Source organism: Niallia nealsonii (assembly GCF_002835805.1).
Lineage (GTDB): Bacteria > Bacillota > Bacilli > Bacillales > Cytobacillaceae > Niallia > Niallia nealsonii.
The window spans coordinates 1-1,055 of sequence record NZ_PISE01000080.1 but is presented as its reverse complement, the minus strand read 5'-3'; the positions used below and the strand labels follow the sequence as shown (position 1 = coordinate 1,055).

The 1,055-nt window shown below is 36.4% G+C and carries 2 protein-coding genes; both read left to right on the top strand.

What is annotated here, in order from left to right; all coding sequences use genetic code 11:
• A partial coding sequence (locus CWS01_RS22820; protein WP_407938597.1) for a hypothetical protein occupies window positions 1-182 on the top strand: 182 nt, incomplete at its 5' end.
• Window positions 140-1,055 (top strand): IS3 family transposase (locus tag CWS01_RS22040; protein WP_328588941.1); only part of this gene is annotated, 916 nt, incomplete at its 3' end. The genes CWS01_RS22820 and CWS01_RS22040, both read left to right, overlap by 43 nt.

The following is a 1,055-nucleotide window of genomic DNA, read 5'->3' as shown; positions in this document are numbered from 1 at the left end:
ATGAAGATGGTGGAGATGAAGCACTTAAAGACCAGCGGGGAAGAAAAAAAGAAGAAGTAGAGCTAACTCTAGAAGAGAAAGTCAGACTAGAGATGAAAAGGTTAGAAAGAGAAAATGAACGGTTACGTGCGGAGAATTTATTCTTAAAAAAGTTAGAGGAGATCGAAAGGAGGCGAAAATAAGCCAATTCCGATTTGAAACTAAATATATCGCCATTCAGGAACTGCATGAGAAAGAAGGTTTAAGTATACTCTTACTTTGTGAAATCGCAAGTATTTCACGAGCTGCTTATTATAAATGGTTAAAACACACTCCTTCTGCCCGAGAAATTCAAAACGATGAAATTATAAAAGCGATGAAAGCTCTCCATGTAAAAGTTGATGGCATTTATGGTTACCGTAGAATGACCCTAAATATGAATCGGGAGTTCGAAGAGTACTTCAATCACAAACGTATTTATAGACTAATGAAAGTGGCAGCTATACACTGTGTGATCCGAAAAAAGAAGACACGTTATAAACGTACCAAGCCTCAACATGTGGCAGAAAATATATTAAATCGTAAATTCACGGCCGAAAAACCGAATGAAAAATGGGTAACAGATGTTACAGAATTTAAATATGCTTCCTCCCAAAAAGCCTATTTAAGTGCTATTCTTGATTTGTATGACGGTTCGATTGTTAGCTATGTTTTAGGACATTCCAATAATAATAACCTTGTGTTTAAGACATTTGATCAAGCAACTGCTCTTTTGGATGGGGATCAACCACTTATACATAGTGATCGTGGGTTCCAATACACTTCAAATGGATTTAAAAAGAAGATAGAGAAAGCAGAAATGACTCAAAGCATGTCACGAGTGGGCAGATGTATCGATAATGGGCCGATGGAATCCTTTTGGGGAACACTCAAAAGTGAGAAATATTATCTGAATAAGTACGATTCATTTGAAGAGCTTACATTTGCGGTAGAAGAATATATTCATTTCTATAATAATGAGAGATACCAAAAGAGACTAAACGGCCTTAGCCCATTAGAATATAGAGCTAAAGCCG